Source organism: Pararhizobium sp. DWP1-1-3 (assembly GCF_049896125.1).
Lineage (GTDB): Bacteria > Pseudomonadota > Alphaproteobacteria > Rhizobiales > Rhizobiaceae > Pararhizobium.
Genome location: NZ_JAFCTR010000018.1, coordinates 109,998 through 122,321, shown reverse-complemented (window position 1 = coordinate 122,321; position 12,324 = coordinate 109,998). Strand labels below are relative to the sequence as shown.

Here is a 12,324-nt window from a genome sequence, read left to right as displayed (position 1 = left end):
TCCCACGGGCTTGGTGTCCCAAAGGTGCGACGGTCTTCCATCCGCCACCGCAACTGGCATTACAGCGCCAAATGCGGAAGAAGGGAAGTTACAAAGGTGGCCCGCAGGGCCGGATGAGGAGGCGGGTCGCTTCGGATTCGCGGAAAAACCTCTCATCGCCTCACTGCGTTCGGCTCTTCTCCCCGCGGGGGAGAAGAGGGAGATCGTGACGCGCTCACGCAATCCAAAGGTTCAACTGAGTGGGCGCGGGGAAATCTTTCGCTTCAGTCCTGCTTTTCGAACTCTCTCAAAGCGCGCTTTGCCACGCCTTCACCGCGTCCAACGGATAAACCAGCATCAGCACGTTGAGCGTCAAATTATCGCGGATCAGCCAGCCGGTGAAAATCTCGAAGACGATAGCGATGGCGACTGTCACGGCGATTGGTGCGCGCCGGGCGAAGAAGAAGCCCACAGCCATGAAGACCGTATCCATCGCCGAGTTCAGGATGCTGTCGCCGTAATAATCGAGGGAGATGGTGGCGGTGCGGTAGCGGTCGATGATGATGGGGGAGTTTTCGAGGATTTCCCAGCCGGATTCGATCACCAGCGCCAAAAACAGCTTTGCCGCCAGCGGCTTGCCGCGGAGGGTGAGATGGGCAAGCCCGTAGAACAGGAAGCCGTGGATGATGTGCGACGGGGTATACCAGTCGGCCAGATGCTGCGAATTGCCCGGACCGTTGGCATTGGGCTCGAACAGCTTGATGGTGCCGCACTCGCAGATCGGCGTGCGGCCCATCCAGTATTCGATGACGATCTGCAGGATGAGAACGCTAGCGCAGGCGGCAAGCCATAAGGTGGCGGCGCGCGGTGAACGGCTTTCTGCCGGTACCAAAGTGGTCACTTCGGGGTATCCTGATCCAGCGAGTGCTTCATGATAACAGGCATCTGCGACAGGGTGAACAGCACCGTGATCGGCATCGTGCCCCAGACCTTGAAGGCGACCCAGAAATCGGTCGAGAAATTGCGCCAAACGACTTCGTTGAGGACGGCGAGGACCAGGAAGAAAATGCCCCAGCGAATGGTCAGCTTGCGCCAGCCTTCCTTATCGAGCTTGAAGGCGGAATGGAAGACATAACCGAGCAGCGACTTTCCAAACAGCAGGCCGCCGAGCAGAATGACGCCGAACAGCGTATTGATGATGGTCGGCTTGATCTTGATGAACGTGTCGTTCTGCAGCCAGAGAGTGAACGCGCCCATGATGAAGACGACGATGCCGGAAATCAGCGGCATCATCGGCAGCATGCGGGTGAGGATCCAGGACGCGGTGAGCGCAATCGCGGTGGCGGCCATGAACAGGCCGGTGGCGATGAAGATCGGTCCGCCGAGTTCGGTCAGAGCCGGGAACTCCCGCGCCAGCCATTCGCCGCGCGAATTGGCGAAGAAGAAGACCACCAGCGGTCCAAGCTCCAGCACCATTTTCAGGAGCGGGCTGATTTCCTTGCGCGGCTTGACCGCCTCGATCGATGACATAGTAACGTCCTTAAAGCGGTTATCGTACATGCCCGGTATGCGGGCTATTCGTCTCTGTCGTCGTCATCCTCGGGCTTGACCCGAGGATCTATCCGCAGTGCGACGTATGATCGTCGGTATTTCAGCACAGCGTCTGGGTCCTCGGGTCAAGCCCGAGGATGACGGAGTGCTGGGTGGCCCCTATAACATCAGCAAAAAGGCAAAATGATATCCGGGTCAATGGGGAATCCCGGCGATGGCTTCGGCGAAGTCTTTTGCCTCGAACGGTTCCAGATCGTCCACGCCCTCGCCGACGCCGATGAAATAGACCGGCAGCTTGTGCTTGGCGGAGATAGCGACGAGGATGCCGCCGCGGGCGGTGCCGTCGAGCTTGGTCATGATCAGGCCGTTGACGCCGGCAATATTGCGGAAGATCTCCACTTGGTTGAGCGCATTCTGGCCGGTGGTGGCGTCGAGCGTTTGCAGCACTGTGTGCGGCGCATCGGGATCGAGCTTGCCGAGCACGCGGACGATCTTTTCCAGTTCCGCCATCAGCTCCGTGCGGTTCTGCAGGCGGCCGGCGGTATCGATGATCAGTACGTCGCTCTTTTTCAGCCGTGCCTGTTCGAAGGCCTCGTAAGCCAAGCCTGCGGCATCGGCGCCGAGTTTCGAGGAGACGATATCGGACTTGGTGCGCTCGGCCCAGATTTTCAGCTGCTCGATGGCAGCGGCGCGAAAAGTGTCGCCGGCGGCAAGCATGACCTTGAGGCCGGCGCCTGAAAGCTTGGCCGCGAGCTTGCCGATGGTGGTGGTCTTGCCGGTGCCGTTGACACCGACGACGAGGATGACATGCGGCTTGTGGCTGAGGTCGAGCTGCAGCGGCTTGGCAACAGGCGCCAGCACCTTGGTAATTTCGGCAGCCATGATGCGGGAAACGTCCTCGCCGCTGACGTCCTTGCCATAACGCTCGGAGGCCAATGTGTCGGTGATGCGCAGCGCCGTTTCGACCCCCAGATCGGCCTGGATCAACAGGTCTTCCAGGTCCTGCAGCGTCTCGTCATCGAGCTTGCGCTTGGTGAAGAGAGCAGTGATCTGGCCAGTCAGCTGCGACGACGTGCGGGAAAGACCTTGGCGCAGGCGCTGGAACCAGGTGAGTTTCTGCTTGGGCGCTTCGGGTTCTGGCTCGATCGCGCGGCCGGTGGCGAAGCCCTTGGGGAGGATGGGGGCTGCGGGTACTGCTTCGATGTCCGCGTTTGCGGAGCGTTCGGCACCCCCCTCTGCCCTGTCGGGCATCTCCCCCTCAAGGGGGGAGATCATGCTGGCCTCAGCCTCTGTCGTTTCGTCAACTGAAAGAGATTGCGCTGAAGGAGCATCAGCCTCGATCTGATCTCCCCCCTTGAGGGGGAGATGTCCCGAAGGGACAGAGGGGGGTGTCACGTTTTCCTCAGTCGCAGACGCTTCGGCTTCCGCCTCCAGCAAAGACAGCGGGATCAGGCCGATATCGCCGATCTCTTCGACAGCAGGAAGAATGGCCGGTGTCTCGTCCTCTTCTTCTACAGAGATCTCATCCAGGAATTCCGGCGCATCAACCTCATCGGCAGACGGTCCGCCCGCAGTGTCCATTTCTTCCGGCAGGACTGGATCTGCAGCGACCGGCAGATCTTCGGTACGGGAATGCGGCTCCAGCTCGGCTTCGATCGCCCGGGTTTCCTCGGGGCTGAACGTCGATTCCGCCTGGTCCATGACCGCATCGGTCACTGGGGTTACGGCTGGCTCGCCTTCGGCCGGCTTGTCCTTGCCGAACGTGAAGACCTTTTTCAGAAAGCTGAGCGCCATTTGAATTCCGTAAGCTCAGGCCGCGTTGGCAGCCGTCAGTTGCATGACTGAAGCGCGTGGCACTTCAGTTAGTTTGTCTATGCGTGCCGTCATCCCAAAACCGCTGCGCACTTTTGGGCTGATGGCATGAGATGCTTGCCGTTGTGACCGGTGATCTCAGCCTGCACGATCGTGCGCGGCGTCAGACCGGGGACGGCGACAAGCGTGAAATTTTCCGTATGTGCCAAGCCATTGTTCTCGACGAGCAGGCTTTGCTGCGTTCCGATCATGCTGTCAAGATGGGCCTGATGCAGCTGAAGTCCAGTGGCGCGCAGCCGGGCGGCCCGTTCCTTGACCAGCGCACGGTCGATCTGCGGCATGCGGGCGGCGGGCGTTCCCTCGCGCGGTGAATAGGGAAAGACATGCAGATGGGCGATATTGGCCTCTTCGGCCAATCCCATCGCGTTCGCAAACATCTCTTCGGTCTCGGTCGGGAAACCGGCGATCATGTCAGCGCCAAAACTTGTTTCCGGCCGCAGGCGGCGCACATCCTCAATGAACGCCAAGGCATCGGTGCGGGAGTGCCGGCGCTTCATCCGCTTCAGGATCATGTCGTCGCCATGCTGCAGCGACAGGTGCAGATGCGGCATGAAGCGCGGCTCATCGGCGATCAGGTCCATCAGATGGCTGTCGGCCTCGATGCTGTCGATGGAGGAAAGGCGCAGGCGCAGGATCTCCGGCACCTGCTTCAGAAGAGTTTTTGCCAGCAGGCCAAGTGTTGGGGCACCCGGCAGATCGCTGCCGTAGCTGGTCGCATCGACGCCGGTCAGCACGATCTCGCGGTAGCCGCTCTCGGCCAGCTTTCGCGCCTGATCGACAACGGCGCCCATCGGCACCGAGCGGGAATTGCCGCGGCCATAGGGGATGATGCAGAAGGTGCAGCGGTGGTCGCAACCGTTCTGTACCTGAATGAAAGCGCGCACATGGCCCTCGATCAGCTTGACCATCTGCGGTGCCGTTTCGCGCACGCTCATGATGTCGTTGACGCGCAGCTTTTCTTCCGCCGAGACGCCGAAATCGGGCAGCGACCGGTAGGAGGCGCTTTTCAGCTTTTCCTCGTTGCCGAGCACGGCATCGACCTCGGGCATTTCAGCAAAGGTCTGCTTCTCGGTCTGGGCGGCACAACCGGTGACGATGATCCGGGCATGCGGGTTTTCGCGCCGGGCGCGGCGGATCGCCTGGCGGGCCTGGCGCACGGCCTCGCCGGTGACGGCGCAGGTATTGACGAGGATGGCGTTGTTCAGCCCCGCCTTCTCGGCCTGCGCCCGCATAACTTCGGATTCATAGGTGTTGAGCCGGCAGCCGAAGGTTATGACATCGACGCCGCTCAAAGTGCGGCGCTTTCCGTCTGCGGTTCGTCCTCGCGCGACCAGAGGCCGGTGACGGGATCAACGGCTCCGGCCCATTCCCATTCGGCCGGGCCGGTCATGACGACGTGGTCGTCGCTTTCGCGCCATTCGATTGTGAGAATGCCGGGCGGGGTGGCGCTGGCGACCGTGATGGCGACATTGCGGCCCGTGCGGCCCGTGCGGGCAGCCGAGACGGCGGCGGAACAGGCGGCCGATCCGCAGGCAAGCGTCAGGCCGGCGCCGCGTTCCCAGGTGCGGGTGGTCAGCGACGAAGGCGAGGTGACCTGGGCAAGGGTAATATTGGCACGCTCGGGAAACATCGGGTGGTTTTCGAGCAGCGGGCCAAAGCGCTCCAGATCGAACGACATGACATCGCGGTCCACCCAGAAGATCGCATGCGGATTGCCCATCGACATGACCGAGGGCGAATGCAGGATCGGGTCATCGATCGGACCGATTTGCAGCTCGATGCGGCTGGTGTCGTAGAATTCTTCCGACAGTGGAATCTTGTTCCACGCAAAGACCGGCGTGCCCATGTCGACGGAGATGGTGCCATCCGCATGTTCCTGCGCATTCAGGATGCCGGCGACGGTCTGGAAGGTAAACACCTTCTTGCCGGTTTCAGCCGAAAGCGCCTGGACGACGCAACGCGTGCCGTTACCACAGGCCTGCGCCTTCGAACCGTCGGAGTTGAGAATGTCGATCCAGGCGTCGGTGCCCTCAGCCTTCGGATCGTGGATCGCCATGATCTGGTCGAACTGGGTGTCCGGATGCCCGTTGAGCGCGATCGCGGCTTCAGGCGTCACCTTGTCCTTGCGGCCGCGCATATCGACAACCAGGATCTTGTTGCCAAGCCCGTTCATCCTTGCGAATTCGACCGTAGTGTTCATGACGTTCATTTCCTGCGTTTGTAGGGGTGTATATGGCGGAAATGGGTTGAAATTACCAGTGGGGCGTTACCCGCCCCTTGAGGCGGAGGTACAAGATATCAACACCTCAAGCCACGCCCGGAAAATCCGCCGTGGGTTTGCTTGCTTTCATTCACTTGGCCGGGGCGCTGGAAAGTGCCGAGACAAGTTAGTTTATATGACGCCTTCCAGCGCCCCGTTCAGTGTTCGCCGATGGGCAACTCCGGTTTCTCTGCGGGGATGGCGGCGCCCTTTTGATACGGGGTGGGCTGACGGTTTTCACCGCCGCGCCACGAAAGGCCTGTCTTTCGACACACCCGTCGCCGGTCCTCATGTGTGCCTCACAGGCACGCCCCGCCATTTTGCAGACGGGAGGGAAACCACTTTCTGACCATCCACCGGATAAAGGCTTACGTCTGTCCTTCACCCGGCACCGGCCCTGTCTCACCGCTACGCCTAGCGGTCTCGCCGATGACAGGACGGCAATGATGATGGCACAGGTTTTGGGGGCGGGGATGAACGGGGACGAAAAAATGTTGGAAGCTGCGTTGGCAGGTGTGGGTCGAGGCGTTGCAGTCCCGGCGGGCGCGGGTCATGCTGATTGCTGGCCACTGACGCTTCCGGAGACATGACATGCCCGAAACACCGTCCCTTCTTGCCGGAAAGTGCATGTGCGGCGCTGTCGAATATGCAGTCGAAGATGCCTTCGAATATGCGATGAACTGCCATTGTTCCAAGTGCCGGCGCACCACCGGGTCGGCCTTCAAGCCGATTGCCGGGATCAGGCGTGAGCGGTTTCAGCTCGTCAAGGGCGCGGAAGCGATATTGATCTACGGCAATCCCGATGAGACCCATGACGTGCATTGCGGCACCTGCGGGTCAGTGGTCTATTCGGTGGTTCGCGAGGGTGCCTATGCCCATGTCCCAATGGGCACGCTGGTGGATGCACCGGCGATCCGGCCGACGGCACATATTTTCGTCGGCTCGAAGGCGCCGTGGTACGAGATTACCGACGATCTGCCGCAGTATCGGGAGTTTCCGGAGGGGTGATGGGCGTGCTTGTCCTGCACGAAGGTCCCTCAAAACCCGTCATCCTCGCCCTTGTGGTGAAAGGATTGTTCGTATCGCTCTGGGAGCCGTTTCACAGCGCCGACGCGCCGTGGCTGGGTTCCTGTGACGAGCACAGGAATGGCGGAGGAAAGGATGCGCTACATCGCAGGCACGTCGAACACCTCGCCCGCCCGCAGCGCCCGAAACCGCTCCGGCGCGACGCTCTGATCCTTCAAGGCAACCTCGAGCGCCCGGACCGGTGCTTCGATCGCCTCATCTGTCAGCTGCACCGTCCCGAAATGATGGCCTGCTGCATAGGAGGTGTTGCAGAGCTGCATGCCCTCAACGGCTTCCTTTGGGTTTTGATGCTGGGCCTTCATGAACCAGCGTGGTTCGTAGGCGCCGATCGGCAGGTTGGCGAGGCGGAAGGGGCCGTGTTTGGCTGCGGCGGCCTTGTAGTTGATGCCGTCGTGAAAGCCGGTGTCGCCGATATGGTAGATCTTTCCTGATGACGTCGAGATCACGAAGGCGGCCCAGAGCGCCATGCGGCGGTCACGGGCATTGCGCGCCGACCAGTGATGGCAGGGCTCGCAGTCGATCGTGACGCCGTCCCGAAAGGAGATCTGCTCGCCCCAGTCCATGCCGGAAATTTTTGCATCGGGAACGGCGCGGTGGATGATCGTGTCATTGCCGAGCGGGGTGATGATGTGGGGACCATGCTCCGCGTGCAGTCGCTTCAGGGTGGCGAGATCGAGATGATCGTAGTGATTGTGGGTGACAACAACGATATCGATCGGCGGCAGATCGTTAAAGGCAATGCCGGGCGCGACCACGCGCTTGGGGCCGACGAAGGAAAACGGGCTGGTGCGCGGCGACCAGACGGGGTCGGTGAGGATATTGAGCCCGGCGACCTGGATCAGCAGCGTGGCATGCCCAACCATGGTGACTCGCAGGCCGTCGCCATCGACGCGATCGTCCGGTTTTGCCGGGGGGAAAGGACTGGGCGCGCTTTTTGGCCAGGCCATGCGGCCGCCGCCGAATTGCCAGCGCATCAACTCGCGAAAGCCGAGCGGCGCTTCGCCTTCGGGGTTGAAGAAGACGGTGCCGTCGAAATGGTCGGAGATGGGGCCGGTATAATAGGGGTTTTGGATCTCACTCACCGCGGCTCTTTCATTATTCCGGTTTCGCTCCTTAACATGGGGGCCTGCCATCATCCCTTCAATCCGGCGGCAGCACGCCAATTTCGAGGCTAATGCCCCATTGCTCGAGCCGATTTCTGGCGCCGGAACGTCGTTTGGGCTATAACTGAGTTCCAATGACAATCCGTTATAGGAGGGTGACATGGATAGGGAAGCAACCGTGCGCGGGCTCTTCGCAGCTTATCTCGCCAACCGGAAGGACGAGGTCTCCGACATGCTCACGGAGGATTTCACCTTTTCCAGTCCTCGCGACGACCATATCGACAAGGCGGCCTATTTCGAACGTTGCTGGCCGCAGCCGCCGGCCTTCCGTGCCATCCATATCGAACGCGTGTCGCTGGAGGACAATGAAGCGCTGGTGCGCTACCGGGCTGAAAAACAGGATGGCGGCGCGTTCCGCAATGTCGAGGTCATCCGGTTTCACGGAGATCGCATCGCTTCGGTGGAAGTCTATTTCGGCCGCGATGCCTGAAAGGCTTGCAGATGGGCGGCTGAAACGGTGAAATTGCCGCCTCGCCTTGACTTTCCCGGACATATCGTGTTTACCGCCCGCAATCTGCGACAAGAACAAGACTTGTAGCCACCGACCCGGACCCATTGCGGAGATCCCGGAGGTCAACACCCGACAGCGCGTTGCGCCCTCGGGTGCTTTTTGGCTTTGCGTCTTGTTTTCGTCAAGGAAAAGCACAACGTTTCGGGCATCGCGCATGTCCCTTTCGAGGCGAAGCCGAGAAAGTAAGGCATATGCGCAAACCAAAATCCGAAACGACAAGGATGAAGCGATGTTTGAAAGTCTCCAGGACCGCCTTGGGTCAATCCTGAATGGATTGACCGGCCGTGGCGCGCTGTCGGAAGCCGATGTAACGGCCGCCCTGCGCGAGGTTCGCCGTGCGCTCCTGGAAGCCGACGTCGCGCTCGAAGTCGTGCGTTCGTTCACCGACAAGGTGCGCGAAAAGGCCGTCGGCGCCGAAATCCTGAAGTCGATCAAGCCTGGCCAGATGGTCGTCAAGATCGTCCATGACGAGCTGATCAACATGCTCGGCTCCGAAGGCGTGCCGATCGATCTCAATGCCGCTGCCCCCGTCGTCATCATGATGGTTGGTCTGCAGGGCTCGGGCAAGACGACGACGACGGGCAAGATCGCCCTTCGTTTGAAGACGCGGGACAAGAAGAAGGTGCTGATGGCGTCGCTCGACACGCGCCGTCCGGCAGCGCAGGAGCAGTTGCGCCAGCTCGGTGTCCAGACCGGCGTCGATACGCTGGCGATCATTGCAGGCCAGTCGCCGACCGATATCGCCGCGCGCGCCGTGCAGGCTGCCAAGCTCGGCGGCCACGACATCGTCATCCTCGACACCGCCGGCCGTACCCATATCGACGAGCCGCTGATGCTCGAGATGGCAGAGATCAAGCGCCGCTCCAACCCGCACGAAATCCTGCTGGTCGCCGATGCGCTGACCGGTCAGGACGCCGTCAATCTCGCCCGCAATTTCGACGAGCGCGTCGGCATTACCGGCCTCGTTCTGACCCGCATGGACGGCGACGGCCGCGGCGGTGCAGCGCTGTCGATGCGCGCCGTGACCGGCAAGCCGATCAAGCTTATCGGTGTCGGCGAAAAGATGGCGGAGCTGGAAGAGTTCCACCCGCGCCGCGTCGCCGACCGTATCCTCGGCATGGGCGACATCGTCTCGCTGGTCGAGAAGGCTGCCGAAAACATCGATGCCGAGAAGGCAGCGGCGATGGCCGCCAAGATGAAGACCGGCAAGTTCGATCTCAACGATCTCGCCGATCAGCTCGGCCAGATGCAGAAGATGGGCGGCATGGGCGGCATCATGGGCATGATGCCCGGGATGGCCGGCATGAAGGACAAGATGGCGTCTGCCGGTCTCGACGACAAGATGTTTGGCCGCCAGATGGCGATCATCTCGTCGATGACCAAGGCCGAGCGCGCCAACCCGGATATTCTCAAGCATTCCCGCAAGAAGCGCATCGCGGCCGGTTCCGGCACGGATGCGGCCGAAATCAACAAGCTGCTGAAAATGCACCGTTCCATGGCCGACATGATGAAAATGATGGGCGGCAAGGGGAAGGGCGGCATGATGAAGCAGATGATGGGTGGCCTTGCCGGGAAGATGGGCCTTGGGGGCATGGGCGGCGGAATGGGCGGCATGCCCGACCTGTCGAAGATGGACCCCAAGCAGCTCGAAGCCCTGCAGAAGCAGGCGGAGGCCGCTGGCCTCGGCAAGGGCGGCATGCCTGGGATGGGGCGCGGCGGCGGTTTGCCTGGTTTGGGCGGTAGCGGACTGAAGCTGCCCGGTCTCGGTGGCGGGTTCCCGGGGCTTCCCGGCCTGCCGAAGAAGAAGTGAGGACTGGACCGGTATGATTGATCCAGCAGTCAAACAGGAACTTTCGGGCTACCGCCAGTCGATCGACAATATCGACGCGGCGCTGGTGCACATGCTGGCCGAGCGTTTCCGCTGCACCAAGGCAGTGGGCGTGCTGAAGGCCAAATACAATTTGCCGCCGGCGGACCCGGCGCGCGAGGAATACCAGATCGAACGCCTTCGCCATCTGGCGCGGGATGCCAATCTGGATCCGGATTTCGCGGAGAAGTTCCTGAACTTCATCATCCACGAAGTCATCCGGCATCATGAAGCCATTGCTGCCGATCTCAAGGATTGATCAGCTTTAAAAATTACACAAAAAGGCCGCCAGAGGCGGTTTATATCTCAAGGAGTACATGACATGGCACTGAAAATTCGTCTCGCCCGCGGTGGTTCCAAGAAGCGCCCGTTCTACCAGATCGTTATCGCTGACGTGCGTTCGCCGCGCGACGGCCGTTTCCTGGAAAAGGTCGGCTCGTGGAACCCGATGCTCAAGAAGGAAGACGCAAAGCGCGTTGAACTGAACCTCGAGCGTATCCAGTATTGGATGTCGAATGGCGCGCTGCCGACCGACCGCGTCCTGCGCTTCCTCAACGAAGCCGGCGTTGCAACCCGCGAAGCACGCGTCAACCCGACCAAGGGCCTGCCGGGCAAGAAGGCTGTCGAGCGTATCGCCGAAGCCAAGCAGAAGGCTGAAGACGCAGCCGCTGCTGCTGCCGAATAAGCCAGGCAATAGCCTATTTCTGAAGCGGGCGGCGTTTTCATGCCGCCCGTTTTCGTTTATGCGAATGGCATGATCTGGAGAGTGACCCGGCAATGAGCAAACTCAAAAACCCTGTGCTGATGGGAACGATCGGCGGCGCGCAAGGGTTGCGCGGCGAAGTGCGCGTCAAGTCGTTTGCCGAGGAACCGACTGCGATCGGCGATTACGGCCATCTGCATGCCGAGGACGGACGCACGTTCGAGGTCCTGGAAGTGCGGGAGATGAAGAATGTCGTCGTCGTGCGGTTTCGCGGCGTCAACGATCGCAACGCGGCCGAAGCGCTGAACGGGCTGGAACTTTATGTCGAACGCGACAACCTGCCGGACGACGATCTCGACGAAGATGAATTCTTCTATGCCGATCTCGAAGGCCTTGAAGCGCTCGATGCGGACGGCAAAAGCTATGGCACCGTCACCGGCGTTTTTGATTTTGGCGCGGGCGATCTGCTCGAGCTGAAAGGCCCCGGCAAGCGGCCGGTGCTGATCCCCTTTACCGAATGGTCGGTGCTGGAAATCGATCTGGAAGGCGGCACGATGCTGGTCGATCCGCTCGCCGCCGGTTTGACCGACGACAAGGACGAGGACCCGACCAGCCAGTTCAAGCCGAAGGCGAAGTAAACCGTTGCCCTTTCGCGCTACCATCCTGACGCTCTATCCGGACATGTTTCCGGGGCATCTTGGCCATTCGCTGGCCGGCAAGGCGCTGGAGCGTGGCCAGTGGGCGATCGATACGCTGCAGATCCGCGACTTTGCCGAGGACAGGCACCGCACCGTCGACGATACGCCGGCCGGCGGCGGCGCCGGCATGGTGCTGCGGGCCGATATTCTGGCGAAAGCCATCGATCATGCGTCTGATGGCGACGACCGTCCACGCCTATTGATGAGCCCGCGCGGCAAGCCGTTGACGCAGGAGCGGGTGCGCGAACTGGCTGATGGTCCGGGCGCAATCATCGTCTGCGGACGGTTCGAAGGTGTCGACCAGCGGGTGATCGACGGGCGGAAGCTCGAAGAGGTTTCGATCGGCGATTATATTCTCTCCGGCGGGGAGCCTGCGGCGCTGATCCTGCTCGACGCCATCGTGCGCATCCTGCCCGGCGTGATGGGCAATGATCTTTCCGGCGTTCATGAAAGTTTCGAAGGCGGATTGCTGGAGCATCCGCATTACACGCGGCCACCCATATTCGAGGGACGGGAAATCCCGGCCGTGCTGACCTCTGGCCATCATGGCGATATCGCCAGATGGCGCGAGGCTGAGGCGAGGCGGCTGACAGTTGAACGCAGGCCGGATCTCCTGAAGAAATAGGCCCTGTCC

General features: G+C 61.2%; 13 protein-coding genes. 7 read left to right on the top strand and 6 right to left on the bottom strand.

The window, feature by feature from the left end:
• Positions 1-286: 286 nt before the first annotated feature.
• The 5 genes from ACP7BS_RS26340 to dapF all read right to left on the bottom strand — a co-directional run bounded on the left by ACP7BS_RS26340 (position 287) and on the right by dapF (position 5,602).
• Positions 287-880: a DUF2585 domain-containing protein gene (locus ACP7BS_RS26340; RefSeq protein ID WP_426240444.1), complete on the bottom strand. Its 594-nt coding sequence runs from the start codon at positions 878-880 to the stop codon at positions 287-289.
• Positions 877-1,509, bottom strand: a complete 633-nt coding sequence (locus tag ACP7BS_RS26335; RefSeq protein ID WP_426240443.1) for a septation protein A — start codon at positions 1,507-1,509, stop codon at positions 877-879. The genes ACP7BS_RS26340 and ACP7BS_RS26335 overlap by 4 nt, the downstream gene beginning before the upstream one ends.
• 216 nt (positions 1,510-1,725) lie before the next feature.
• Entirely contained in the window at positions 1,726-3,324 is a 1,599-nt protein-coding gene (ftsY, locus tag ACP7BS_RS26330; protein ID WP_426240442.1) for a signal recognition particle-docking protein FtsY, read from the bottom strand.
• Between the two features lie 89 nt (positions 3,325-3,413).
• A complete protein-coding gene (mtaB, locus tag ACP7BS_RS26325; protein ID WP_426240441.1) occupies positions 3,414-4,694 on the bottom strand; it encodes a tRNA (N(6)-L-threonylcarbamoyladenosine(37)-C(2))-methylthiotransferase MtaB in 1,281 nt (426 codons plus the stop codon).
• Positions 4,691-5,602, bottom strand: coding sequence for a diaminopimelate epimerase (gene dapF, locus ACP7BS_RS26320; protein WP_426240440.1), 912 nt, complete (start codon positions 5,600-5,602; stop codon positions 4,691-4,693). The genes mtaB and dapF overlap by 4 nt, the downstream gene beginning before the upstream one ends.
• A 651-nt stretch (positions 5,603-6,253) precedes the next feature.
• On the opposite strand from dapF, the gene ACP7BS_RS26315 reads away from it, so the two are divergent.
• A complete protein-coding gene (locus ACP7BS_RS26315; RefSeq protein WP_426240439.1) occupies positions 6,254-6,670 on the top strand; it encodes a GFA family protein in 417 nt (138 codons plus the stop codon).
• A 158-nt stretch (positions 6,671-6,828) separates the two neighbouring features.
• Here ACP7BS_RS26315 and ACP7BS_RS26310 read toward each other — a convergent pair whose 3' ends face one another.
• Positions 6,829-7,830, bottom strand: a complete 1,002-nt coding sequence (locus ACP7BS_RS26310) for an MBL fold metallo-hydrolase (protein WP_426240438.1) — start codon at positions 7,828-7,830, stop codon at positions 6,829-6,831.
• Between the two features lie 181 nt (positions 7,831-8,011).
• Here ACP7BS_RS26310 and ACP7BS_RS26305 point away from each other — a divergent pair, with 181 nt between their 5' ends.
• The 6 genes from ACP7BS_RS26305 to trmD all read left to right on the top strand — a co-directional run bounded on the left by ACP7BS_RS26305 (position 8,012) and on the right by trmD (position 12,315).
• Positions 8,012-8,341, top strand: coding sequence for a nuclear transport factor 2 family protein (locus ACP7BS_RS26305; RefSeq protein WP_426240437.1), 330 nt, complete (start codon positions 8,012-8,014; stop codon positions 8,339-8,341).
• Positions 8,342-8,651: 310 nt separating this feature from the next.
• Positions 8,652-10,232: a signal recognition particle protein gene (ffh, locus tag ACP7BS_RS26300; protein WP_426240436.1), complete on the top strand. Its 1,581-nt coding sequence runs from the start codon at positions 8,652-8,654 to the stop codon at positions 10,230-10,232.
• 13 nt (positions 10,233-10,245) lie between these two features.
• Complete coding sequence (locus tag ACP7BS_RS26295; RefSeq protein WP_037097220.1) at positions 10,246-10,548, top strand: chorismate mutase; 303 nt, start codon at positions 10,246-10,248, stop codon at positions 10,546-10,548.
• A gap of 63 nt (positions 10,549-10,611) precedes the next feature.
• Positions 10,612-10,974, top strand: a complete 363-nt coding sequence (gene rpsP, locus ACP7BS_RS26290; protein ID WP_113247035.1) for a 30S ribosomal protein S16 — start codon at positions 10,612-10,614, stop codon at positions 10,972-10,974.
• A gap of 92 nt (positions 10,975-11,066) precedes the next feature.
• Positions 11,067-11,630, top strand: a complete 564-nt coding sequence (gene rimM / locus ACP7BS_RS26285) for a ribosome maturation factor RimM (RefSeq protein ID WP_426240435.1) — start codon at positions 11,067-11,069, stop codon at positions 11,628-11,630.
• Positions 11,631-11,634: 4 nt separating this feature from the next.
• Complete coding sequence (gene trmD, locus ACP7BS_RS26280; RefSeq protein WP_426240434.1) at positions 11,635-12,315, top strand: tRNA (guanosine(37)-N1)-methyltransferase TrmD; 681 nt, start codon at positions 11,635-11,637, stop codon at positions 12,313-12,315.
• The last annotated feature ends 9 nt before the right edge of the window (positions 12,316-12,324 follow it).